The organism is Arcobacter siniprincipis (SeqCode), from assembly GCF_048571125.1.
GTDB classification, from domain to species: Bacteria; Campylobacterota; Campylobacteria; order Campylobacterales; family Arcobacteraceae; genus Arcobacter; species Arcobacter siniprincipis.
This window is the reverse complement of record NZ_CP182343.1, coordinates 2,447,260-2,472,332: the sequence shown is the minus strand read 5'-3', so window position 1 is coordinate 2,472,332 and position 25,073 is coordinate 2,447,260. Positions and strand designations below refer to the sequence as shown.

The 25,073-nt window shown below is 29.3% G+C and carries 25 protein-coding genes; 18 read left to right on the top strand and 7 right to left on the bottom strand.

Annotation, left to right across the window (positions count from 1 at the left end):
- The first annotated feature begins 32 nt into the window (after positions 1 to 32).
- The 12 genes from ACNI3D_RS12545 (at position 33) to ACNI3D_RS12490 (ending at position 11,071) form a co-directional block, all read left to right on the top strand.
- A complete protein-coding gene (locus ACNI3D_RS12545) occupies positions 33 to 419 on the top strand; it encodes a hypothetical protein (protein WP_419767241.1) in 387 nt (128 codons plus the stop codon).
- A 59-nt stretch (positions 420 to 478) separates the two neighbouring features.
- Entirely contained in the window at positions 479 to 721 is a 243-nt protein-coding gene (locus ACNI3D_RS12540; protein ID WP_419767240.1) for a phage tail assembly protein T, read from the top strand.
- Complete coding sequence (locus tag ACNI3D_RS12535) at positions 714 to 5,582, top strand: tape measure protein (RefSeq protein WP_419767239.1); 4,869 nt, start codon at positions 714 to 716, stop codon at positions 5,580 to 5,582. Before ACNI3D_RS12540 ends, ACNI3D_RS12535 begins: the two co-directional genes overlap by 8 nt.
- The gene (locus tag ACNI3D_RS12530; RefSeq protein WP_419767238.1) at positions 5,583 to 6,479 is read left to right on the top strand and encodes a hypothetical protein; all 897 of its coding nucleotides are present in this window, start codon (positions 5,583 to 5,585) and stop codon (positions 6,477 to 6,479) included.
- Positions 6,480 to 6,481: 2 nt separating this feature from the next.
- On the top strand, positions 6,482 to 7,462 hold the full coding sequence (locus ACNI3D_RS12525; protein ID WP_419767237.1) for a hypothetical protein: 981 nt from the start codon (positions 6,482 to 6,484) through the stop codon (positions 7,460 to 7,462).
- Positions 7,463 to 7,474: 12 nt separating this feature from the next.
- Positions 7,475 to 8,197, top strand: coding sequence for a hypothetical protein (locus tag ACNI3D_RS12520; RefSeq protein WP_419767236.1), 723 nt, complete (start codon positions 7,475 to 7,477; stop codon positions 8,195 to 8,197).
- Between the two features lie 5 nt (positions 8,198 to 8,202).
- Positions 8,203 to 8,640, top strand: coding sequence for a phage holin family protein (locus ACNI3D_RS12515; RefSeq protein ID WP_419767235.1), 438 nt, complete (start codon positions 8,203 to 8,205; stop codon positions 8,638 to 8,640).
- Between the two features lie 10 nt (positions 8,641 to 8,650).
- Entirely contained in the window at positions 8,651 to 8,965 is a 315-nt protein-coding gene (locus ACNI3D_RS12510) for a hypothetical protein (RefSeq protein ID WP_419767234.1), read from the top strand.
- Positions 8,931 to 9,500: a hypothetical protein gene (locus ACNI3D_RS12505; protein ID WP_419767233.1), complete on the top strand. Its 570-nt coding sequence runs from the start codon at positions 8,931 to 8,933 to the stop codon at positions 9,498 to 9,500. The genes ACNI3D_RS12510 and ACNI3D_RS12505 overlap by 35 nt, the downstream gene beginning before the upstream one ends.
- A gap of 9 nt (positions 9,501 to 9,509) precedes the next feature.
- The gene (locus ACNI3D_RS12500) at positions 9,510 to 9,950 is read left to right on the top strand and encodes a hypothetical protein (protein ID WP_419767232.1); all 441 of its coding nucleotides are present in this window, start codon (positions 9,510 to 9,512) and stop codon (positions 9,948 to 9,950) included.
- Positions 9,892 to 10,128, top strand: a complete 237-nt coding sequence (locus ACNI3D_RS12495; protein WP_419767231.1) for a hypothetical protein — start codon at positions 9,892 to 9,894, stop codon at positions 10,126 to 10,128. The genes ACNI3D_RS12500 and ACNI3D_RS12495 overlap by 59 nt, the downstream gene beginning before the upstream one ends.
- 193 nt (positions 10,129 to 10,321) lie before the next feature.
- Positions 10,322 to 11,071 (top strand): phage antirepressor KilAC domain-containing protein, encoded by a 750-nt coding sequence (locus ACNI3D_RS12490; protein WP_419767230.1) that lies wholly within the window; start codon positions 10,322 to 10,324, stop codon positions 11,069 to 11,071.
- 27 nt (positions 11,072 to 11,098) lie between these two features.
- On the opposite strand, the gene ACNI3D_RS12485 is transcribed toward ACNI3D_RS12490, so the two are convergent.
- Positions 11,099 to 11,863, bottom strand: coding sequence for a Rha family transcriptional regulator (locus ACNI3D_RS12485; protein WP_419767229.1), 765 nt, complete (start codon positions 11,861 to 11,863; stop codon positions 11,099 to 11,101).
- Between the two features lie 130 nt (positions 11,864 to 11,993).
- A complete protein-coding gene (locus ACNI3D_RS12480) occupies positions 11,994 to 12,545 on the bottom strand; it encodes a hypothetical protein (protein ID WP_419767228.1) in 552 nt (183 codons plus the stop codon).
- A gap of 289 nt (positions 12,546 to 12,834) precedes the next feature.
- Between ACNI3D_RS12480 and ACNI3D_RS12475 the strand changes: the two genes are divergently transcribed.
- Genes ACNI3D_RS12475 through ACNI3D_RS12465 form a run of 3 tightly spaced genes read left to right on the top strand, consistent with a single transcriptional unit; the run spans position 12,835 to position 14,058 of the window.
- Entirely contained in the window at positions 12,835 to 13,143 is a 309-nt protein-coding gene (locus tag ACNI3D_RS12475; RefSeq protein ID WP_164969800.1) for a type II secretion system F family protein, read from the top strand.
- A 9-nt stretch (positions 13,144 to 13,152) separates the two neighbouring features.
- Positions 13,153 to 13,725 (top strand): GTP cyclohydrolase I FolE, encoded by a 573-nt coding sequence (gene folE, locus ACNI3D_RS12470; RefSeq protein ID WP_129101752.1) that lies wholly within the window; start codon positions 13,153 to 13,155, stop codon positions 13,723 to 13,725.
- Positions 13,726 to 13,731: 6 nt separating this feature from the next.
- The gene (locus tag ACNI3D_RS12465; RefSeq protein ID WP_419767227.1) at positions 13,732 to 14,058 is read left to right on the top strand and encodes a hypothetical protein; all 327 of its coding nucleotides are present in this window, start codon (positions 13,732 to 13,734) and stop codon (positions 14,056 to 14,058) included.
- On the opposite strand, the gene ACNI3D_RS12460 is transcribed toward ACNI3D_RS12465, so the two are convergent.
- The 3 genes from ACNI3D_RS12460 to ACNI3D_RS12450 are packed head-to-tail and all read right to left on the bottom strand — an operon-like array spanning position 14,055 to position 17,922.
- Positions 14,055 to 15,356: a PAS domain-containing sensor histidine kinase gene (locus ACNI3D_RS12460; RefSeq protein ID WP_419767226.1), complete on the bottom strand. Its 1,302-nt coding sequence runs from the start codon at positions 15,354 to 15,356 to the stop codon at positions 14,055 to 14,057. The genes ACNI3D_RS12465 and ACNI3D_RS12460 overlap by 4 nt on opposite strands.
- A gap of 38 nt (positions 15,357 to 15,394) precedes the next feature.
- A complete protein-coding gene (gene mgtE, locus ACNI3D_RS12455) occupies positions 15,395 to 16,750 on the bottom strand; it encodes a magnesium transporter (protein ID WP_129101749.1) in 1,356 nt (451 codons plus the stop codon).
- A 2-nt stretch (positions 16,751 to 16,752) separates the two neighbouring features.
- Positions 16,753 to 17,922 (bottom strand): peptidoglycan DD-metalloendopeptidase family protein, encoded by a 1,170-nt coding sequence (locus ACNI3D_RS12450; protein WP_129101748.1) that lies wholly within the window; start codon positions 17,920 to 17,922, stop codon positions 16,753 to 16,755.
- Between the two features lie 76 nt (positions 17,923 to 17,998).
- Between ACNI3D_RS12450 and ACNI3D_RS12445 the strand changes: the two genes are divergently transcribed.
- From ACNI3D_RS12445 to ACNI3D_RS12435, 3 genes are all read left to right on the top strand, one after another.
- Positions 17,999 to 18,961: a L,D-transpeptidase family protein gene (locus ACNI3D_RS12445; protein WP_129101747.1), complete on the top strand. Its 963-nt coding sequence runs from the start codon at positions 17,999 to 18,001 to the stop codon at positions 18,959 to 18,961.
- A 61-nt stretch (positions 18,962 to 19,022) separates the two neighbouring features.
- Positions 19,023 to 21,233 (top strand): phosphoribosylformylglycinamidine synthase subunit PurL, encoded by a 2,211-nt coding sequence (purL, locus tag ACNI3D_RS12440; protein WP_419767225.1) that lies wholly within the window; start codon positions 19,023 to 19,025, stop codon positions 21,231 to 21,233.
- A gap of 59 nt (positions 21,234 to 21,292) precedes the next feature.
- On the top strand, positions 21,293 to 22,003 hold the full coding sequence (locus tag ACNI3D_RS12435) for a sulfite exporter TauE/SafE family protein (RefSeq protein WP_419767224.1): 711 nt from the start codon (positions 21,293 to 21,295) through the stop codon (positions 22,001 to 22,003).
- A gap of 2 nt (positions 22,004 to 22,005) precedes the next feature.
- Here ACNI3D_RS12435 and ACNI3D_RS12430 read toward each other — a convergent pair whose 3' ends face one another.
- Complete coding sequence (locus ACNI3D_RS12430) at positions 22,006 to 22,989, bottom strand: D-alanine--D-alanine ligase family protein (RefSeq protein WP_419767223.1); 984 nt, start codon at positions 22,987 to 22,989, stop codon at positions 22,006 to 22,008.
- A 183-nt stretch (positions 22,990 to 23,172) separates the two neighbouring features.
- Positions 23,173 to 24,990: an ammonium transporter gene (gene amt, locus ACNI3D_RS12425; RefSeq protein ID WP_419767222.1), complete on the bottom strand. Its 1,818-nt coding sequence runs from the start codon at positions 24,988 to 24,990 to the stop codon at positions 23,173 to 23,175.
- Positions 24,991 to 25,073: the final 83 nt, after the last annotated feature.

The following is a 25,073-nucleotide window of genomic DNA, read 5'->3' as shown; positions in this document are numbered from 1 at the left end:
ATACTACATAAAAAAACTACAAGGAAAATATTATGTCAGATAGAAGTATGTTAAGTGATTGTTTTTTAAAAGATGAAGTTATTAAGCCTCAAGTTCTTGGTGGCAAAAAAAGTTTTAAAATTAGACAACTTTTAATATCAGAAGTTGAAATAGTAGAAAAACTAATGAGAGAAAAAAAGCAAAAAGAAGCAGTTCATTATGCTGTTGAGTGTTCTATGGTTGAACCTACATTTTTTACAGATGAAGAGTTGAAAAAACTTAATAGTGTTGGACAAGCTTTAATTTTTGAGATTTATAGTGAGATTCCTATGATTGGAAAATCAAAAAAAGAAAAAGAAGATTATAAAAAGCAATTAGAAATCCAAATAAAAGAGACTGCTAAAAAGCAGTTAAGTGAAGAAGATATTGAAAAAAAGTAAAAGAGGAACAAAAGTTTCTCTTTAAATTAGCATTGAACTTAGGTAAGACCGTTGCTCAGTTGAAAAATACTATGTCTTATGATGAGTTTATAAAATGGTTTGAATATTACAGAGAAGAACCATTTATGGCAGATAGGCTTGAATATCAAATGGCAAATCTGACTTATATAGTTTCAAGTGTAATGGGTGGAAATAATGAGTGGAATCAGTTCCTAATAAGAGATATAGGTGATAGTAGTTCTTCTAATGAGGATCAACTAGAAGAAAAAATAAAAGCTATTTTTGGAGTAAAAAATGGGTAGAAATACAATAGGAACAGTTTTAATTGATGTAAAAGCTGATACACAAAAATTAATATCTGGATTCGATAGAGCTGAAAATGCTGTTACTAAAACTACTACATCTATGAAAAGAGCAGTTGCAGGTTTTGCAGCAGCTTATATATCTTTGGAATCAGCAAAAGGTTTTACTCGTGTTGCTGATGATATGACAGCTGTAAATAGTAAGCTAAAGTTAGTTACAGATAATACTAAGCAACTATCAGAAGTGCAGGCTGCACTATTTGCAATATCACAAAATACAAGAACTGATTTATTAAGCAATGTTGATTTATATTCGAGGTTAGCAAGAAGTACAGAGACCTTAAATGTAAGTCAACAAGACCTCATAAATATTACTGATACTATTTCTAAATCAATGATTATAAGTGGTGGAAGTAGTGACTCTATGAATGCTGCTGTTCTTCAACTTTCACAAGGTTTGGCAAGTGGTACTTTAAGAGGTGAAGAGTTAAATTCTGTTATGGAACAATCTCCAAGACTAGCAAGAGCAATTGCTGATGGTATGGGTGTAACTATTGGAGAACTAAGACAGCTAGGAGCAGAAGGTAAAATAACAAGTGAAGCCATAGTAAAAGCCCTACAAAATCAAGCAGAAGGGGTAAGTAAAGAGTTTATTAGTGTAAATAAAACTGTTGGACAATCACTTTCACAATTAAATAACTCAACAACTATGATAATAGGTACATTTGATAAAACTTATGGTATTACAAAAGTTGTATCTGATGGATTTACTGAGCTTTCACAAAGTATTGATACATTAAACGAAAGTCCTGAAACAATAGGGTTTATCGCAAATGAGATTTTTAAAGTATCAACTGCAGTTGGAACAACAGTAGTCGCATATAAAACATACAATAGTGTTGTAAAAATGGCGACAGCTTATAACTTGGCATTTGGTGGAAGTTTTGGAGCTGTAAATAGAAGTATAGTGTTAAGTACAATATCTATGAAAGCATTAAATATTGTTCTTCGAGCTTCTATATTTGGGATTGTAGCTTTTGGAGTATATGAATTAACACAGGCATTTATAGAAAATGCAGAAAAATCAGAAATATTAGACGATGCATATAGTGGATTGAATGAAAATTTAAAACAACTTACTAAAAAACAACTTGAATATAGAAAATCACTGATAGCTACAGAATTAGCACAAGCAAGTTTAAATTTAGCCAATGCAAAAGCAGATGTAGCAAATAATGGTTTCTTTGAATCAGAAAATGAGAAAAGAAAAGACTTAGAATATCTTAATGAAGTAAGAAATAGATTTAACAATCTAAGAAAATCAAGTATTGAGGTAAAAGATGCTTTAAAGGGTATTTTAAAAGAAAATAAAGTAAAAGATATTACTACTCCAAAAGTTAAAACCTCAATAAAAGAACCAGATACAGAGTCAGAAATATTACATCAATTAAAATTAGAAGAGATAAAAAGTAATATAAATAGTACTGATAAATCAAATATAGAGTTATTAAAAAATCATCTACAATATACAGAAGATGCATTATCTTTAGCTGATGTAATGGGATTTAAAGAGTCTACTTTAAGAAATTTGCAATTAGAACGACTCAATACAATAGAAGAAATTAAAAAAGAACAAGATAAAAATTTAGACAATCTTATAAAAACTCAAAGTGCATATACTCAGATAATGGGAACGGGTTATGATAAATGGATTGAAACTGTAAATCAAAAACTCATAGAGCTTTCAAGTACAGGGATACTAACTGCACAAGAGTTACAAAATGTATATGATACTTTAGAAAACCAATATAAAACAGATAATCTAATCACAGCAAATGAAGAGTATATGAGCTTACTAGACTCACAAATCTCTTTAAGTGAATCTGCTCTTGATTGGAATGCAAACTTAGAAGGTGTTGCTAATACTATTCAAAATATTGCTAAATCATCTATGCAACTTAGTACCATAGAAAAGAAAAGTGAAAAAGAGAAATTAAAAGCACAAAATGAGTTTTATAAACTTACTAAAGATATATCAAAAGACTCAGAACAATACAAAACTGCTGAGATAAATCTTACTAAAAAAACAAAAGCTATAAATGAAGCTTCAATCCAATCGCAAATAGTAGGATATGGAACATTAGCAGGGGCTGTAAGTCAAATGTTTGATGAAGGTTCAAAAGATGCTGCTGCATTTCATGTCGTTGAGAGTGGACTTGCTATGGTTGCAGGTATTAGAGCGATTCTTACACAAGGAAGTGGTGACCCTTATACTGCTTTTGCTCGTATGGCTGCAATGGCTGCAAGTGTAGCTTCACTTTTAAGTTCTGCAAATATTGCTTTTGGTGGTGATAGTGTTTCTTCATCTTCTGATTCTTTTTCAGCACAAGTTGAAAATATAGGTACAGGAAGTGTCTTAGGTGATACAAGTAAAGCAAGTGAATCTATTACGAACTCTTTAGGGATTTTAGAAGATTATGCAAGACCTGAATTCCAACTTTTATCAAGTATGAATCAAAGCCTTTTATCAATAGATGAAAAGATAGGTGGAGTTTCAGCTTTACTTATCCAAAATGGTGGTTTTGCTTTTGGGGAAGGTTATACAGAGGTAAGTTTTGATGATAAGGGATTAGGAATAACTTTTCAAAATCAACTTGACAAAATAGCAACTGCAATAGATCCCGTATCTAATTTTTTAGGTGGAGCAACTGATAAATTGACAGGTGCGATACTTGGTGGATTATTTGGTAAGACATCTGTTAAACAGAAGCTTACAGATTATGGTATAAATTTTAACAATGCATTATTATCAGATGCAATAGAGCAAATAAACGGACAAGCTTATCAAACGATAACAACTAAAATCAAAAAAAAGTCTTGGTTTCATAGTTCTACAAAAACAAAAGTAAAAACATACTTTCAAGGTTTAGACGATGAAGTAGAAAGACAGTTTAGTTTAGTTTTGAGCAATCTATATGATAGTACCTTACAAGCAGGTGAGGCACTTGATACAAGCTCGGCTGATATAGAAAATAGTTTGTCAAATTTTATAGTAAGTATTGGGAAAATCTCTACAAAAGGAAAATCAGGGGAACAATTACAAGAACAAATATCAAATATATTTTCAAAGATAGGTGATGATATAGCTCAAACTGCTTTCCCTGCATTGACACAGTTTCAGAGTATAGGAGAAGGACTGTTTGAAACTCTCACAAGAGTTGCATCAGGTATGGAAGTTGCTGAGTATTATATAAATAGACTGGGTAATAGCTTTGAAGATATAAATTATAAAGATATTGTAAATAAACAAGGTGATGTTGGAGTTGAAGTTTTAACTCAGTCAATTAAAAAACTTGATGAAGCAGTATACGGAACTAACAATGGTGTAGTTCAGATGATAGAAAACTTCTCAGGCACTACAGAAGAACTTTATACTTTATATACAACTTTTGAAGATGTAAGAGATATGTTGTCTCTTGTAGGAAAAGAGTCTAAATATTTGACATCTGACATGCTTTTAGGAGCAGGGGGAGCGGATGAACTTTCAGGGGCATTAGAGGATTATTTTAAAAACTTTCTAAATGGTGAAGAACAGCTAACTTTTTATACTCAACAGATGCAAAAAGAGTTTGATAACCTAAATATAAGTATGCCTTCTAGTATTGAAGGGTTTAAAAAACTTATAGAAGGTATTGATATATCAACTGCAGAAGGTCAAGAGTTGTTAGGTCGAATAGTTTTACTTAGTGATGATTATAAAAGTTTGATTGATAATACAGAAGAACTATTTTATACGCAAGTACAAAACGCACTTGACCTTGATAAACTAAGTCTTGAACTCTTTGATACAGCAGTAAGTGCTGTTCAGAAAATGTCTGATAAGTTTACACAGCTAACTCAAAGTGTAGAAACTACAGTAAATAAACTATTGTCAAACTCAGATGGTGCAAATGCACAAGAAGAGCTTATAAAATCATTTTGGCAAAAAAGAGCAAGTATTGATACTCTTTTAGCAAAAGATGGAAATCTAACAGATAGTGAAGCATCAAATTTATCTTCTCTTATTTCTGATATTAATTCTCTTTCAACTTCAATACAAAGTGCACAAAATGGAGATAATACAGATATTACAAATACTTTAGTAAATGAACTTCAATCATTGCAAGATGGACTTGACCTTGATAATTCTATATTAAAAGTAAAAGTTTTAGACTCAGGTGGAAATGCAACAGATGTAGCAAGTGTAGGAGTAATAACTGCATTAGCTCAGGCACTTGCAGGAACAAATTCTAATCCTCTTGATATTTCTAATTTTTCAAATGGTGGAAATCTAACAGCAGCTAATGAAATTACTTTTAGAACATCATTTGAAGCACAAAGTGCTTTGACTTATGCAGATGAATTAGCAAAATTAAGAACAAATCTATCATATATAAATTTAAGCACAGTAGATGCAGGAGACTTTTTCACAAAACTACAATCACTAGATGAAAATGCCTTTGGAAATATGATTGAGTTCTTTAATTCAATAGGAGCAATCTCAAATAATCAAGTAATGGTAAATGGCCAACTAGTTGATTTACCAAGTTATGATGTGGGAACTTCATATGTACCATATGATCAAGTGGCAAAAATACATCAAGGGGAAATGGTACTTGATAAAAACTTCTCAGATAGTCTTAGAAGATATGGTATTCCAACAGGTGGTGGGAATATTTCTGTGGATATGTCAGGGGTAATAAATGAGTTAAAAGAAACAAGATATATCATAAGAGCACAAGCAAATGAAATAAAAAAACTAAGAAAAATGACTGAAAATATAGAATCATCATATTTATCAACAAACGAACAGGGAGCATAGATGTTAATAGCACCACAAGCAACTATTGATATAAAAAGTACAAATGTATCAGAATATGAAGCTGATATTGATGTATATGATGAGTCAGCTTCAAAAGTATATGCAGTAGATGAATTAACACAATTGGGTGATACTGTTTGGAAATGTCTAAAAGCAGCTACACAAGATATAACACCTGGTACTAATAATCTGATTTGGAAGGCAGAAAGAAAAACAAATAGATATAAAATCTTTGACCCAAGAAGAAGTTACTCAACGATAAATGCTCAAAGTATAAAATACACACTAAATGTAGGTGATGTTGATACTGTAGCTTTTTTTGGAATACAAGCAAAGTTTATAAATATAGTTGTTAAAGATGCAAATGGCGATGAGAGATACAATCATACTATAGAAGCAACTGTAAGACCTGTATCTAATTGGTATGATTGGACTTATGTCAAAGCACAAAGAAGAGCTGCAGTGCATTTTACAAAATTACCTATGATTTATAATGCAACGATGGAAATAACTATTGATAACGATTTAGCAGATGCTAAATGCACTCATATGGCATTTGGTACGAGTATGGATTGGGGAATAACACTTATAAATTCAAGTCCAACTTTAGGTACTAGAAATCTAATCTCTAAATCAAAAGAATCAGACGGAAGTGTTAAGACTGATAATTCCTTGACTTGGAAAAGAATCACAGCAAATGTCTTAGTAGATAATAAAAGAGTAGATAGTGTATTTGAACTTGTAGAGATTTATAACGGGGTTCCTTGCTTATTTATCGTAGATGAAAGAGAAAAAGGCTTTTCATCATTGTTGGTTTATGGGTTTTTTAAAGACTTTGACATACCTATAGGCTATCAAATGTCAGAGTATCAAATTGAAATCGAAGGAGTATCATAATAATGGCAGCATCACAAATAACAGAAACCATAACAGAATTAGACCCTGTTAAAATTCCTGTTGAAGGGCAGGACCCTGAAATCTTTAGATCAAATGCAGGATATGTTTGGGGGAAACTAAGAAGTATAGTTTTAAACCTAAATACTTTTAGGACCCAAGCAAATACAGTAGCAACAGAGATAAATAATAGTGCACTACAAGTAGCAGAAAATAAACAGTATGTTTTAGAATCAAAAGAAATAATAACAACCACAATGGCAAGTATGCCTGAGGGTTCTATTAATGATACTACAGCTAGTGGTACTACTACTTATTCTAGTAATAAGATAGATAGTTTGAATGAAGCATTGAATGAAGCATTGAATGAAGTATTAAATGATTCCTTAGCCTATAATTTAAATCAAACTAGTGGAGCGATAGCAACATTAAAAAAAGATTTAACTGAATCTATCTCAAAAGCAATCCCCATAGGTACACAATCATTGGAAGTTTTAGAATCTCCAAGACCTAACCAACTTATACAAAGTGGTGGTACTTTTAATAGAACTGATTATCCTGATTTATGGGCTTTTATTCAAACTCAAACAACACTATTAAAAAGTGATACAGATTGGCAAACAGAAAATGCAAATGGTATGTGTGGTTATTTTAGTACTGGTAATGGAAGTACAACATTTAGACTTATGAATTTGATTGATGCTACCTTAATAGGTGATACAAATGCTGGGGTTTATCATCCTGATGGTATTAAAAGTCATAATCATAGTGGTAGTACTAATACAACTGGGAATCATAGTCATAATTATACACATAAAGCTTATACTGGAAATACTGGTTCTGGTAATGGTGGATATGAAAATGATATTAATTCTAATACTAGTACTACAGGGAATCATAGTCATACTCTTTCAATTAATAACACAGGAAACACATATAACACAGTTCGAAGTATAGGGGCTTTACCTCTAATAGTAGCTAAGTAAAGGAAAATAATTATGAAAACAAATGTACATACAGTAGATGCAGTCACTAAAGAATATCTTTATACTGAAAAACTAGATTTAAAATTTTTGGGTAATGATTTACCAAATAAAACAACAAAACCATTGCCAATATTAATTGAAGATACAAAGTTAGTATTAGTAAATGATGAATGGAAACAAATACCACTTCCAAAAACAAGATATATATATGATGTAGATACTTTTGAATATCTCAATAAAGTTGATGAATTTAAATTAAAAGATAGTGACCTTTTTGATTTACCTGATAACTCAACAGAGATAGAACTTTGTAATTTATTAAATGATGAAGTAGCTATTTTTGATAAGAATAATAATAAATGGTTAGCCAAAAAAGACTATAGAAATAAAACTGTCTATTCAACTGCTGATAAATCTATCTCATTAGTAGATTATATTGGCGACATTAAAGAGGGATTTACTCTTCTTACACCAAAAGAGTTTGATAAATGGGATGCTCAATCTAATACATGGGTAGAAGATACAGACTTAAAAGAAAAAATGAGAGTATCTGCAATAAAAGAAAAAGCAAGAGAAATTATTGAAGCAAAATATCCAATCTTTTGGCAACTTAACAATCCTAGAATGGATAGTGCTTTTGCAAATGATTATGCTTGGATAGATAATATCAGAGACATAAGCAATAATGCTGAGAGTAATGGAACTTTGATTGATGATATTGATTGGGGAGTATGAGGATGATGGAGACAAAATTAATAGCTAGTAACTCAGCGTATGTTCCATTTATGTGGTTATTAGCTTATTTAAAACTTGATGTTGAAATGGTCACTATATTATGTGTCTTAATAGCTATAGACTATAGTTTAGGACTTATCAAGTCTATTAAGTTCAAAACCTTTCAATACAAAGTAATGATAAGTGGAATAGTTGCTAAGGTAGTTATCTTAATCATCCCTATATCTATTTCTTTTATGTTCATTGGAATAAAGTTATTTGATGTATTTGGTGGATATGTAAGTACTATTATAAAGCTTTTGATAATAGCTGAAACAATAAGTATTTTACTAAATGCAATAAGTATTTATAGTGGCGAAGAGATTGAAAAACCTGATTTAATAAACAAACTTACCCATAAGATAAGAAAGTTTATTGAGAAATTTTATAAGTTAATTGACTAAAGGATAAAAAATGAAATATATCTCATGTGGACTTAATGGCTGTACAGTTAAAAACATAACTAGAGTTTTATTTGACTTAATTATTTTTGTAATAACAATGACAATTTTTATGGAAGGGATTTATAACTCATTTCCTAATCCAATTCAGCTAGTTATATTAAAAATGTTATTAGCAAGTTGGGGTGGACTTCATGCACACTACATGGGAAAAGCTTTTTTTACAAAGATAGATTGGGATAAACCCTTAGTAGAACAAACAGGAGCTTATTATGCGAGGATTGCTTTATATATTGTTATTCCTTTGTGTTACTGCTTCGGCGGATAGATGCAATAGTTATGTTCAAGAAGTAAGAAGAGCCCACTACAAAGTTTTTGGGCTTGATTACCCATATTGGTATGCAGTAGGTCAACTTAGACAAGAGAGCAATTGTCGTGATGTTATCAGTCGTGATGGAGTAGGAAGTCAAGGAGTTGCTCAAATTACTTATAGATGGTGGCAAGGCTTTTTATCCAAAAAAGGTATTGACAATATAAGTTCAATAAAAAATCAGCTTCTAGCCCAAGCCTATATTATGAAAGATGCTAAAAAACAAGCATATAGTTCGCACCTTTGGGTTGCATACCAAGTTTATAATGGTGGAAGTCTAGTAAACAAAGAGATTACAAGGGCAAGAAATGAATTAGGTATAAGAGAAATACCACATGATATAGCAAAAAAGTACTGTAAAAGAAAAACTATCACTTTTAATAATGGTCAAAAGATAAACGCATGTGACATTAACTATGAGTATTCTGAAAAGGTTTATAAATACGGACAAAAATATAAACTCTTTTCAGATGGTAAATATATATTTTGGTAAGGAGTGAAGATGTGGGGAACAATAGTCAAAAGTGCTGTAGGATTTTTTAGTGGTTCTTCTATATATCTATATTTAGCAATAGTTGTTTTTATAGCTGCTATTGGTAGTGGATTTTATTATATGGATTATAAGATAGAACAAAAAGATAAAACAATATTAGAGTTTCAAGATGCTTTAACATTTACAGGAACAGAACTAAATAAAACAATTCTAACTAATGAAGAAAATCAAAAAGAATTTGATAAATATAAACTAGATCAGGAGAAAAGTTTAACAGCTCTTAGTGAACAACATAAAAAAGAGTTAAACGATGCAATAATATATGAAAAAATAAAAGGAGAAATAACCCATGTTAAAAAAAATGATGATGCACCTACTGCCCCTATCCTTATTGATACTATTAACAGGTTGTGGGACCAAACAAATTCAAACAACAAAAACAGTAACTAAAACTATCTATGTCAAACAAACAATACCAGGTGAACTATTAGATTGTAAAGACTTGCCAAATAAAAAAGAAAACTATGCCATGCAAAGTGATACTGCTACATTATTAACTGATGTTTGGGAAGTTGCGAATAGTTGTAAAGAGAAGTTAGAGAGAGTTAAGTCTTTGGTGAAAGAATAAATATTATGTAATTTAAAACTTCTAAAAGTAGATATTACAAATTGCAATAAAAATAGTATTTAAAATATTTTTTTAATATAATAATTTAAATGTGCTAAATATAAATAAAAAAAAATTGAAATTCAAAGGATATGTCGAAGCTTTTTAAAAGCTTAACAGTGTGAATTCACACGATTTAATGTAAAGGAAATTCATGAGTGTAGTAGAGAAAAAAGAATTAATCAAAATTCTTAAAACAGATATTGGTACAGAAGAGTTAAATTCTGTTAATAGTAGAGAGTTATATGAGTATTTGGGAATAAGTACAGATTACAACACATGGATTAAAAGAGCAATAGATAAATATGACTTTGTTGAAAGTGAAGATTATATACTCCTCAAAAATGGGGAGAATGGTAGTAACCCCAAAATAGACTACATAGTAACTATGGATATGGCAAAAGAGTTATGTATGGTTTCAAATACTCCTAAAGGTAAGCAAGTAAGAAGATACTTTATTGAAGTAGAAAAAGAAGCTAATAAACCTTTAACAGTAGAACAATTACTTTTAGAAAATGCAAAAATGATTGATAATCTACAAAACAAAGTCGTTATATTAGAACACAAAGTTGAGAAGAATGAGCCAAAAGTCTTATTTGCAGATAGTGTTTCTCAAAGCTATACATCTATTTTAATAGGAGAGTTTGCTAAAGCAATAAGTTCTGATGATTTTAAAATAGGTCAAAATAAACTATTTAAATGGTTAAGACATAATAAGTATTTAATATCTTCTGGAACTAGATTTAATCAGCCTTTACAACAACATATTGATAATGGCTATTTTGAAGTTATTGAAAGAACAATTAATAATCCAGATGGCTCTACGAGAATAACTGTTACTACAAAAATAACAGGGAAAGGGCAAGTGGCTCTAACTAAGAAGATTCGAGATTCTTTTTATTAGGCAAGGGTCTTTATTGACCCACCTTGTCTATATCTTCTTTAAAAGTGTGATTTTATTTGAAGCTTCAATAAAGCCTTGTATTCTATCAACTAAGTTATTATATTTCATAGTTACAGTTACTTCTTTATCTCTTGCTTCATTTCTTTTTCTTCGCTCTTCTTCTATTTGATTGACTGCGAATTTTTCTAAAGCACTTCCACCTGATTTTAAAACTTCAATATACTCTTTATAAAATTTTAAATTATTTTGAAGAAATCCATAATAACCACTATCATAGTTTTGCTTTAACAAATCATCTGCTTTTTTCATAATGATTTCTAGCTTTTCATCCTTAGTGAAATTTGGTAAGGCTAACATTTTTTTATGTTCTATTTTTAACTGCTCTAGTTCGTCTTCTAATCTTTGGATTTTCTTATCTTTTCTACTCATACCACTTTTAAGACCTGATATTACTTTTTGTAGGTCTTTGCCTTTATGCAAAGTTTCCAGTTGATTTTTCATTAAAAAAAATGCTTTTACCATATTTTTTTTAAATTCTTTAACTTTTGGATTATTTCTAAAATAAGTCATAAGTAAACTATATTGTTGTTCATTTAACTTATAATATGTAGCATAACCTTTTTGCCCTCTTGATAGCTCGGATTTTAAATCTAGTCTACCAAATTCTTTAAAATCATAAATATTATCTCTTATCAATTCTATTATATTTTTATGTTGCCTATCAACATTTTTTGCGATAATTAATGTCGAAACTGTTATTTGACCATCTGTAAATTCAAGTATATTTTCCATTTTTTTATCCTTTTAAAGTATAAATTTAAAAGAATGATATACTAAAAAATTATATTTGTCAAGAATATTGTAATTAATTATTATAGATATTTATTTGTTTATACTAAAAAAGTACATCGGTTTAAAACCGTCATACTTCTTTAGTAAGATTTTTTAGGGCTTCTTTAAGTATATGATAATTCTTTAACTCAGTTTTCAAATTGTGGTTTTTTATTAAAAGGTTAATTGATTTTTCTACTTGTTCAGTAATTCTACCATTAGAATTCATATTTCGTAAGCTTTGTTCTTTTATTCCTATTTCCTCAGCTAACTGTTTTGGAGTCAAGGAAAGTTCTTCACAAACTTTTTTTACAATATTGCCTTGTACTTCTTTTTTTCTTAGCGAACCAATAATATTTTCTTTTGCTATTCCTGCTTTAAATCTGAAAAAATTCCCTTTATCTCCTAAATATCTTTCTTTAACAGTATACTTTGTAAAAAAGTAAATAATAGGTTCAACATCAATAATGACTTCAATAATTATCAAATCTTTTTTGATTACATCAATAGTATCATAAACTTTAAACAGCTCATTTTTAATAGTTTGTTTAAACTCTTCTATAGAGTAAAACTCTGGTAATATACAATCCACCTCAAAGCCACTCTCTATTTCAATAGTTTCTAATACTCTTTTTTCTGACATCTTTTTTCCTTTGGTATCGTGATTATATTATTTTTATGATAACAAATAGTTAAGTTACACTATTTATCAAGCATAAAAAAAGGCACAACCGAAGTCATGCCTTTTTTTATAACTGATATAAATTATTGTATTCTATTAATTATAATGGAAGCGGTATAGGGTTTGCGTAATAAGTGAGTTGTAATCGCGTGACACAATTCGTGTCACAGTATACTAAGAAAACCAATAAATGATGAAAGTATGGTTGCCTTCTTTAGTATTTTGTAGCAAATAAAAGATTAAATACCTTTTGGCTAGAATATCGTCTATTAATGAACATCTTAAAAATGGCAAATCAATTTCATACTCATTTAATTCAACAGAATTATTTGATGAGTTGGTTATTAGTTTAATAAGAAGTGGTGAAGTTAGTAATTCTTTGGATATATGTGTAGAGAGATTACAAGTTTTGTATGAAAAAAAGTTTGATAAAAAGATTAAGTCTTTAACTTCTCTTATTGAACCAATCTTTCTTATACTTATTTCATCGCTGATATTATGGATTATGCTTGCAATTTTTACTCCCATATGGAATATGAGTGAGATGTTAAATATTTAAAGGGAATATATGAAAGATGAAAAAAAATTTGAAGATGCAATAAAAAGTGTACTTGAATATGTAGGGGAAGATGTAACTAGAGAAGGCTTAGAAAAAACTCCAAGTCGTGTGAGAAAAGCCTTTGATTTTATGTGTAGCGGATATAATCAAGATCCAAAAGAGATAATAAATTCAGCACTTTTTACAAGTTCAAATGATGAAATGGTTGTTATAAAAGATATAGAATTTTATTCTATGTGCGAACATCATATGTTGCCAATTATTGGAAAAGCACATGTGGCATATATTCCAAATGGAAAAGTTGTAGGACTTTCAAAAATTCCAAGGGTAGTTGATGTGTTTGCAAGAAGATTACAAATTCAAGAACAAATGACAGAACAAATCTGTGATGCCCTACATGAAGCCTTAAATCCAAAAGGAGTAGCTGTTATGATAGATGCACGACATATGTGTATGGAAATGCGTGGAGTTGAAAAAATTTGCTCTACGACTGTCACTTCAGCGCTTAGAGGGTTATTTAAAAAAGAGAAAAAAACAAAAGATGAGTTTTTATCAATAGTAGCTCAATCTTTACATAAATAATACTTCGTGCTTAATTTAGAAAAAATCAATAAAATCAAATTTTCATATTTTGACTCAAATGGATATATTTATCCATTTGAGATGATTGAAGACAGCTCAAAATTTGAAAATAATCAATTAAAATGTTATATGTATTGTAAAGCAACAAATTTAAGTGCAAATGGAGAAGTTTTTTTATATTTAAAAGCTGAAAATGATAAACTTTCTTTTAGAACAAATTATTTTGCAAATAGTAAAGAATTTACAAAGTTGATAAAAAATAGTGATGATGAATTAAGTTATAAAGTTAATTTTGGAAAAGATTATTTGGAGTTAGATTTAGAAATTCTTTAATTTTTCAGGGGTAAAATTATCGAAAATTTTGCACCTTTTTGTTTTTCTTCATTGTACTCAAATTCTATATTCTCAACATTTATTTCTCCTTGCATGTGCTTTACAACAATTTCTTCACTCATATATAATCCAATTCCTGTACCAAGAGATTTGTCTTTGGTTGTAAAATATGGTTCAAATATTTTATTAATAATGCTTTCATTAACTCCACCTGCATTATCTTTTATTTCAATAATAAGTTTATTATCTTTTATGTTTGTTTTGATAAATATTAGCCTATTACTTAAATTATTCTCAATAAAAGCATCTTTTGAATTATTAAAAAGATTTATTAATACTTGTATTAGGGCATTTTTATCATTTATTATATCTATATTATCTATTTCATTTATAAATTCAATATTCTCATTTTTAAATTTACTTCCAATAATCATTAAAGATTTTTCAAATGTCTCTTCAATTGTAAAGTTTGTTTTTTCTTTTGAGGGTTTAAAAAAGCTTCTAAAATCATCTATAGTTTTTGATAAATATTGAACAGAATCATTAATTTGATTCATTGAATCATGAATCTCTTTTTCTTCTAGTGTTTTTAATTCATTTTTTAATCCAATACCAGTAGAAATTGCAGATATATTTGATAATGGTTGTCTCCATTGATGTGCAATATTTTCTAAAACTTCTCCCATTGCTGCCATTTTAGATTGTTGCTTCATTATTTTTTCTTTGTTCTTTATATCTGTAATATCCACTGCATTTGATATAATTGTTCTTTTACCTTTTTTTATACCAAAAGGTGCAGAATAAAAATGCCAAATTAATACTTTTCCTGATTTTGTCTTAATATTAAATATCCCATTATCAAATATTTCGTTGATTGTGTAAAGTGAATTTATTATCTCTTTTACATTTGAAGCATTATTCTCATAGGCAAGCTTTGTCCATTTATCTATGGTATCTACTTCTTTATATTTGTAGCCAGTTAGTTTTTCAAAAGTTTTATTTATAGTTAAAACTTTACCCTCTTCATTAAAAACTATAATTGGTGAAGCTAAGTTATCAAGGCTTTTTTTAAAATACTCTTTTAAGTCTTGTTCTTTTTTAAACTCTTTTGAAATAATAAAATATAAATAAATTGAAGTAATTGATATAAAAATCCAACCTTTTATTGTTTGGATGTAAGTTAATATTTGATTCTCTTGAGTAAGTAATAAAATAGCTTTATCAGAAAATAAAATCCAAAAAAAACTAAGAATAAAATAAATACAAGCTATATAAAATGCTGAAGAAACTTTTTTCATGGATACCCTTTAAAGATTAATTATATCACAATTAAAAATTAGAGTAAAATCAATTTTGCTAGCATTAAAAAACTAAAAAAGCCGACAATATCAGTTACTGTTGTAAGTAAAACTGTACTTCCAACTGCTGGATCAATATTATATTTTTTTAGAAAAAGTGGTATAGTTGCTCCAAAAAAACCTGCACTAAATAGGTTTATTATCATAGAAAGTGCTATTACTAAACCTAAAAGAAGTGTATTAAACCAAAAATAAGTAATTATACCAACAACTAAAGCAAATAGGAAACCATTGAGTAGCGATACTAAAACCTCTTTTATAATAGCATCTTTTGAGTTCTCAAAATCTATTTCACCTAATGCCATTCTTCTAACCATTACAGCTAAGGTTTGTGTTCCTGCGTTTCCACCCATTGAAGCTACTATTGGCATAAGTACAGCTAAAGCAACAAATGCCTGAATAGTTTGATCAAAAAAACCAATAACCATAGAAGCTAATATAGCAGTCCCTAGATTTATAAAAAGCCACATAGCTCTTTTTTTAGCTGTAAATATAAAACTATCATGTTCAAAGTCATCATGAACCCCAGCTAATTGATACATTTGCTCCGTTGCACTATCTTCAATAACATCTAAAATATCATCTGATGTAATTCTTCCTATTAGCATATTTTGGTAACCAACTACAGCTACAACGCTAAGGTCATACTTTTCAAATTGCTTTGCAACATCTTTTATAAGTTCATCATCATTTACTTTATAGGGTTTGAATCTTTTAGCACCATGTTCTTCAATTATTTCTTTGTAAGTTTTTTTATAATCAAAAATAATTAAATCTTCTAACAAAATAGAAGCTACTAAAATTTTATTATCATCTACTATATAAACTTGGTGGATATTTTCAAGTTCTTTTTCTTCTTTTGCAATTCTAAGTTTTTCTATTGAGCTACTGATTGTTTCATTTAAGTTTGCGCTGAAAAGCTCTGTTTGCATATATGCACCAGCTTCTCCTGCTTCATATCTTTTTAACCAATTAATTTCTTCTTGGTCATCAACTTCAAGACCATCAAAAATCTCTTTAGCTTTATCAATATTAAGTTCTTCTATTTCTTGTAAAATGTCTGTTTGATCATCAGATTCCAATTCATCAACAGCATCTGTAAGTTTTTCAATAGTTAGCTCTTTATAAGCATATTCTCTTAGTTTTTCAGGAAGTTCTAAAATTACATCACCAAGTATGTCCTCAGGTAAATTTTTTAGAATAAAGACAAAATCATCTGGATCATTTTTTATTATTTTTTTTAAAGAATAAGCTATATCACTTGGATGTAGCTTATCTAACTTTTTTAGAAGTTCTGTTGGATTTTTTTCTATAAACTTTCCATTTACTTTCAAATTTACACTTTCAGTAAGCTTTTATTTGGTATTTCTTTTAAATCTAAAACTTCTTGCGTTGGATTTTTACTTTTTTCTTCAAGTTCTTTTGATAAGGCTTTTGTATATTTAAGGAATTTTTTCTTTGCATTTCCATTTAGTTTTGTTTTTGTTACTCTTACTATTTTAGCTGGATTTATTGCTCTTCCATTTTTATACAAACCAAAGTGTAAGTGTGGGCCTGTACTAACACCCGTTGTACCAACATATCCTATTGTTTGTCCTTGTTTAACTCTACTTCCTACTCTAAGTCCAGGCTTAAATCTACTTTGGTGTGCATAAAGAGTTTTATATCCATTTTTGTGAACTATCTCAATAACATTCCCATATCCACCTTTTCTACCTCTAAATACAATTCTTCCATCAGCAGCTGAATGAATAGCTCTTCCTCTTGGGGCTGCATAATCAATTCCTAAGTGGGCTCTGTATCTTTTTAATACGGGATGCCATCTTTTCAATGTAAAAGCACTTGAAATACGAGTATAAGTTAGAGGTATTTTAAAAAAGTAACTTGTTAAACTTTTACCAGCTTCATTATAATATTTCCCATCATCTTCATTTTTAAATATAAAATATTCTTTATTTCTTATTTTTACAACTGCTGAAATAATATCTGGTGTTCCATGATATTGACCTAGTCTGATTCTCTGTCTATATTTTATTGTAATGGTGTCATTTTTTCTCATATATTTAAAGTTTACACTTCCACTATATGCTCGAATAAACTCATTTGCTAATTCACTATTTGAAGTCATATTTAATATGTCTTGATAGGGTGATGATGTAATAGGAATAGTTACGGTTTCAACAGCTTCATCAAAAATGATTGGAAGAGTAGAAAATTTATAAGAATCACCATCTTTGTAAACTTGTAGTTGTATCTCTTCTGATACTTCTATTAAGGCTTGAATTAGTTCACCTTTTTCATTTTTTGTTTCATAATAAGTGGCACCTGCTCTAATCTCTGAACATAACTCTTTGTCTTCTCTTTCTAAGTTAAAATAAAGTTTGTTATCAATATTGTTTTCTTGTAGAAATGTTAGAAAGGTATCACCTTTGGGCCAAGACAGTTTTTTTACTTCTAAACTAAATAGTGAGCTCACTATTAATAAAATGCATATTAAATACTTCAAATCGTTTCTCTTTTTATTATAAAATCAAGAGTATTATTATACAATTGCAACCTTAAATATAATTTTGGAGAAGTTTTTGAAGAAAATTGCGTTTTTAGTTTTAGTGTTATTTAATACATATCTTTTAGCTGATTTTGTAACAATATATAGAACAATGGGAATAGAAGAAGTACAAAAAGAGTTAGATAGACAACTTAAAAGTGAAGAGTACTGGAATAAGTATTTAGAAAATGTTGATGTTAGATATGGATATTATGAATCAAAAAAATATGTTTTAGTAGCAGATAAACTATCAAAAAAGTTTGAACTTTTTAAAAGAGAAGATAAAAAGTTTTTAAAACTTCTTACGCAAACAATGATTAGTGGAGAAAAAGATGGTGATAAATTTCTTGAAGGAGATTTAAAAACTCCTATTGGAGCTTATAGATTGACTAGAAAATTAACTAAACTTGATCAATTTTACGGTCCTTTAGCATTAGTAACAAACTATCCAAATACTTTTGATAAATCTTTAAATAAAGAAGGTCATGGAATTTGGATTCATGGTATGCCTTTTGAAGAGACTAGATCAGACTATACAAAAGGTTGTATTGCACTAGATAATGAAAGTTTAGTTATTTTAGATAAAAGCATAAATTATGATGAATCTGTTTTATTGATTTCAGAAAAAGATATTGAACCAACAACTAAAAAAGAGATGAGTGAAGTATTGGCTTTTATTTTCTCTTGGACTGATGCTTGGAGAGTTTCTGATGTAGATAAATATTTAGCTTATTATTCAAAAGATTTTAAAAGAGCAAATGGACAAGATTTTGATGCATTTAAAAAACAAAAAGAGTATATTTTCTCAAGAAAAGAAGAAAAAACAATTGATTTCTCAAATATAAATATAATGCCATATCCAAACTCTTTCAATAAAAAAATGTTTAAAATAGTTATGGATGAACACTATAAAACAAATTCATATCTTTTTGATGGAGTAAAAGAGCTTTATATTCAACTTGAAAATGGAAAAATTTCAATCCTTTCAGAGGGTTAAAACTTTTATTAAATCTTCTTTAGTTATAATCACGCATTAATAAAACAACTTAAGGTTAATAATGCAAAAAGAGATGACAACTGAAGAGATGGCTCTTGCCCACTCTTTAACACTTGAAGAGTTAGAAAACATAAGAAATATCCTAAAAAGAGAACCAAATCATGTAGAAATTGGTATTTTTTCTGCTATGTGGAGTGAACACTGTTCATATAAATCTAGTAAAAAATACTTAAATGGTTTCCCAACAAAAGCGCCATGGGTTATTCAAGGTCCAGGTGAAAACGCTGGGGTTATTGATATTGGTGATGGTTATGCTGCTGTATTTAAAATGGAATCACACAATCATCCAAGCTTTATTGAACCTTATCAAGGTGCTGCTACAGGTGTTGGTGGTATTTTAAGAGATGTATTTACAATGGGTGCAAGACCAATTGCAAATATGAACTCTATTAGATTTGCTTCTATTGAGGGAGATTCTGAAACTGCTGCTAAACATAGATTTTTACTTCGAGGTGTAGTTGCTGGTATTGGTGGATATGGTAACTGTATGGGAGTTCCAACTATTGGTGGAGAGACTACTTTTGAAGAGTGTTATGCTGGAAATAACCTTGTAAATGCCTTTACTTTAGGTTTAGCAAAAGCCGATGAAATCTTCTATGGAAAAGCAGAAGGTTTAGGAAATCCAGTTATGTATGTGGGTTCTAAAACTGGGAGAGATGGTCTTGGTGGAGCAGTTATGTCATCAGCTTCATTTACAGAAGACTCAGAATCAAAAAGACCAACTGTACAAGTTGGGGATCCATTTACTGAAAAACTACTTTTAGAAGCTTGTTTAGAGTTGTTTAAAACTGATTTAATCATTGGTATTCAAGATATGGGAGCTGCAGGGCTTACTTCATCCTCTTTTGAGATGGCGGGAAGAAGTGGTTCAGGTATGATTATGCATTTAGATAAAGTACCTGCAAGAGAAGAGGGTATGACTCCTTATGATTTTATGTTAAGTGAATCACAAGAGAGAATGCTTATTTGTGCTAAAAAAGGTTGCGAGCAAGCAATTATTGATATCTTTGAAAAATGGGAATTAGATGTTGCTGTTATTGGTGAAGTAACTGGTACTGGAAATATGGAATTATTTTGGCATGGAGAGAAGTGTGCAGAAGTTCCTGTTCAACCAGTATCAGAAGAAGCTCCTATTTTAGATAGACCAGTTAAAGAACCTGAATATCTAAAAGATATAAAAAATATAACATTAGACAAAAATATCCCAAATCAAGAAGCTTTTGATGCTATGTTTAGTGATATGGAAGTTGTAGATAAATCATGGGTTTATTCTCAATATGATTCTATGGTACAAACAAATACAATCGAAGGACCTGGAACTTTAGATGGTTCATCAATTAGAATCAAAGAGACAGGAAAAGCACTTGCTATGAGTGCTGATTGTAATACAAGACTTTGTTATATCAATCCAGAACTAGGAGCTGCAGCTGCTGTTATGGAATCAGGAAGAAATGTAGCAATGAGTGGAGCAAGACCAAAAGCAATCACAGATTGTCTAAACTTTGGAAACCCTCAAAACCCAGAAGTTATGTGGCAGTTTAAAATGGCTTGTGAAGGTATCAAATCAGCTTGTAAAGCACTTGTAACTCCAGTTATTGGTGGAAATGTATCTTTATACAATGAAACAAATGGAGTAGGGGTTTTCCCAACACCTTCAATTGCAATGGTTGGTGTAAATGAAGATGCAAACAGAGTTTTACCTTCAAGATTACAAGAAGATGGAAACACACTTTTCCTTTTAGGGGATACAAAAGGTGAATTTGGGGCTTCTTTATATATGAAAAAAATGTATGACAAAGTAGCTGGTGTTCATCCAGAAGTTGATTTTGAAAAAGAGTTAGCACTTTGGGACACAGTTATTGATGCAAATACATCATCTCTTTTAGCAAGTGCTAAAGATGTAAATGTTGGTGGATTAGCAATTGCAATTGCTAAAATGGCAGTTGTTGGAAACAAAGGTGTAAATGTATCTGTTGAATTAAATGATTCAAAAGATATCTTCTGTGAATCATTAAGTAGAGCAGTTGTAGAAGTAAAAGAAGAGAATATCGAAGCATTTATTAACCTTGCAACTTCTAAAGGTATCTCTTGTACAAAAATTGGAACAGTTGGAGGAGATATAATCTCAATCAATGATGTGACAATCTCTTTAGAAAATGCAAAAGATATTTACTTTAATAAATTTAAAAAAGTAATCGAACAAGACTTATAATGAAAAAGGCTTTTTGGCCTTTTTTATAAAACTGCTAATCTAATACAATTAGGAACTCAATGGAAAATATAAGCATAATAACTATAATAGCAATTGCCTTTTTGGGTTCTTTTGGACATTGTGTTGGAATGTGTGGGGGAATAGTTGTAGCTTATTCAAGTACAAAGATAGATAACTCTTGGAGTAAAGTAAAACAATCTTTATCTCATATCTTATATGCCCTTGGAAGAGTTTCTACTTATACAATATTGGGTTTTATTTTTGGATATTTTGGAAGTGTTGTAACTTTTAATCACACCACAAATGGCATATTACTTTTAATTACTGGTTTTTTGATGATTTTAGTTGGATTATCATTAAGTGGCAAATTGAAATTTCTTACTAGTATAGAGCACTCAGTTTCAAAATCAAAAATCTATCAACAAACTTTTCGTAAACTTTTAGGTTCTAATAGCTTTATTAGTATCTATTTATTGGGCATGTTAAATGGACTCTTACCTTGTGGTTTTGTTTATGTATTTGCAATAACAGCTGCTAGTACAGGAAGTGCTCTATGGGGTGCTTTTGTTATGTTGATTTTTGGATTAAGTACAATTCCTGCAATGTTTTCATTAGGTTTTTTTGTAGGGATTTTTAAACAAATTGCCTTAAGAAATCTTTTTATTAGTATAGCTGCAATTTTAGTAATTATATTTGGTATTTATACCATGTACCATGGTTATGAATTTTTAAGTGACCCCAGTAAAGCAATTCTTACTACTTCTTTGTAATTTTATTTGAGACAATTAGTTTCTATTGAAGAAACTCTTTTTTTTGCACTATCAACCATCATCTCTAAAACTTTGTCATAATTTATATCTTGAGTTAGTTTAAATGCTCTTGGAAAATAATCACTTCTCTCATTCATTCCTGGTATTAAATTGATTTCAAGAAAAAAACATTCACCTTCTTTATTAGTTTTTATATCAATTCTTCCATAATCTCTTATATTCAAATGAATAAAAGAGTCTTGGGCTATTTTCTCAATTTTACTTCTAAGTATAGTATCTTCTATAACTAAGAGCTTCTCACTATTTTCTCTTTTAACTCTTTCTGATAATATATTGTGATTAGATTCTGAATTACTAGCCAATATCTCAATTGCACTTACTAATAGTTCATTTTCATCTTTTTTTATAATAGCAACTGTAAATTCTCTTCCATCGAGGTATTTTTCAACTAAAATTGGTTCTTTAAATTGAGTATATAAAGATAATATTTTACTTTCATATTCTTTAAAATTATTAGCCAATGAAAACTCATCTATTCCATAACTATTTGAAGCATTTACAGGCTTTAAAAAAACTGGAAATTCTATTGGAAATTCTTTTTCTTTATATTCTTTTGGATTTGCTATAAAATAATCTGCTGTATTTATACCTTTTCTTCTTAAAAATGATTTTGTAAGGGCTTTATTTGAATCATATTTTAATACATCTTTTTCACATCCTGTATAGTTTATATTATGTTTTTTAAAATATTCACACAATAAAATATTGGATTTGTTTTTTAGTTCAATATATTTAACTGCTAAAATAATTAAGTCAGGTTTTCTTTTTAGTACTTTTTCTAAGTCTTCTTCACTTTTACAGATATTCATTCTGGCATTGTCATATGAGATTTTTAAAGTATTTAATATATTTGTACAAACAGCTAAAGTACCAAAGCCATTCTCTTTTAGGTTTTCATTTACAGCAGTTATAATCTCTATCTTCATTCATTTTCCCCTTTTGTTTTTTATAATTTAAAACTTTTGCTAGGGTAATATTGCTAATAAATAGGTTTTATATTTAATATTACAGCTAATAAATAGTTGTTTTTTAAGTAGTGAAATTTTTGTTAGTAAGTACTAGTATAGCATAAATATGATTAATATGATATCAGATTTTTTAAGCTTAATTTAAAAGGTAAATACTCTATTTCTTCCATTTTCTTTTGCTTGATATAAAGCTTTATCTGCATTTTTGAATACTTCATCGAAGCTTTGTTCTGAACTTTTGAAACTGCTTATTCCAAAAGATGCAGTTATATGTTTTACAGTAGGAAATTCAGTTTTTGATATATCAATTCTTAGTTTCTCTGCAATATTTTCGGCAACTTGTAAATCTTTTGTTTTTAGTAATAAAACAAACTCTTCTCCACCCCATCTTGCAAAAATGTCATTTTGTCTTATTTTTTTTGAAACAGTATTTGCTAATTCTTTTAAAATCTCATCTCCTACATCATGTCCATAGGTATCATTTACCAATTTAAACTTGTCTATATCAATTATTACAAGACAATAATTGAAATTTAGGATTTTATCTTTTATTCTCTCTTGTAGACCTCTTCTATTATGAATACCTGTTAATGCATCATTATATGCTTTTGTTCGCAAGTTATTATTTGTGGTAGTGAGTTTTGCATTTTTATCTCTTAAAATCACTAAAAGATGGTTGAAAAATTTAGCTACTATTCCTACTTCTGTATCTCTTTCTTCATGGATCTTTTTCTGAAGATTTCCAGTTTTCATTATATTTACAATGCTTTCAATAGTATCAACCCAAGGAAGTTTTGCATTATGTTCACTTCTATTTAATCCTAAAACTTCATGTTTTTTGCTAACTCTTAGTAAATTTATTCTATATAAAAAGTAAAACAAAACTAGACCTAATGTAAATGCAAAAACAAAAGCAACCAATACTCCTAATGTTTGTATATAAATAAAATGTACTCTAGTAAAACCTTCTGGAAGTTTTCCCAATAGCCCAACAGCAATTGTTCCCCATGCTCCTACAAAACCATGGATACTAACAACACTTAGAGGATCATCTACTTTAAGTTTTTTTATTAAAAATTGATCGCTATAGTGCATCACATAAGCAGATATAAAACCTACAAATGCAGATTGTGCTATAGTTAATTCATAACAACCTGCTGTAATTCCTACTAATCCTGCAATAATTCCAAAACTAAATAGTTCAACATCAACTTTTTCTTTATTATATAAAGTTATAGTCCAAGCACCAAATCCACCAAAAACAGCTGATAGAAGGGTATTTAATAAAATTGAAGTTACAGAAAAATTAAATTTTAAAAGACTTCCTGCATTGAAACCAAACCAAGCAAAAAATAAAATAAATACACCAAATACAATAAAATTATGATTACTAGGAGCAAAATATTTTATTTTGTCATTTTTTTTAAATTTACCAAGTCTTGGACCTAAAATAATTGTTCCAGCCAATCCAATCCAAGCACCAAGGGAGTGAACAACAGTTGAACCTGCAAAATCTATAAATCCAAGTTCATGTAACCAACCATTGTCATTCCATGCCCAATGACCAAATATAGGATAAATAATAGCAGATACTGTAATTGAAACTACAATATAACTAGTAAATTTGATTCTCTCCGCCACTGCTCCTGAGATGATAGTTATAGCAGTAGCGGCAAACATAGCTTGAAAGAAAAAAATTCCATTTTCTTCTAAATTAAGTCCATCTATTAAGAATTTATCTTGACCTATAAGACCTAAACTATCAGTTCCAAACATTATGCCAAAGCCAATAATCCAAAAGAAAATTATACTAAAAACAGTATCAATAAGATTTTTCATAGCTACATTAATAGTATTTTTAGTCCTTACAGTTCCTGTTTCTACAAGTGCAAATCCAAGTTGCATCATAAATACTAAAAAGCCACAAAGCAAAATCCATAATAAATCTATGCTAGTCATATAGTTATCCTATCATTAAATAAGAATTAATAATATCCAAAAAGCTACATCCAATAATTGAAACTATGTATATTTAATATACA